Here is a 321-nt window from a genome sequence, read left to right on the forward strand (position 1 = left end):
ATCTCCTGCTGAAGCTGTTCCTGTAAAGCCTAAACTTACCACTGTAGCGGTAGTCGTAGCCGTGCTCAGTGTAGCGGTGATTGTAGCGGTTCCTGCTGCGTTCTCTGCGATTGAGGCTGTTCCGCTCAGTGTTACTGTTGGGGTGGTCTCGTCATCGGTAATCGTAATGATTGCCTGAGTCGAACTGCCTGCCGTAGCTCCTGTAACATTCGTGATATCGATGATTACGGTTTCATTTCCTTCGTACAGGGTATCATCGGCCGGATCAATAGTGATCGTACCGGTCAATTGGCCTGCCGGGATGGTAATCGTAGTATTGCT

General features: G+C 50.5%; 1 protein-coding gene. It reads right to left on the minus strand.

What is annotated here, in order from left to right; translation table 11 throughout:
• On the minus strand, nt 1-321 hold a 321-nt coding region (locus FLACHUCJ7_RS00010; protein WP_219634021.1), incomplete at both ends, for a hypothetical protein.

Source organism: Flavobacterium salmonis, assembly GCF_903819435.1.
GTDB classification, from domain to species: domain Bacteria; phylum Bacteroidota; class Bacteroidia; order Flavobacteriales; family Flavobacteriaceae; genus Flavobacterium; species Flavobacterium chungangense.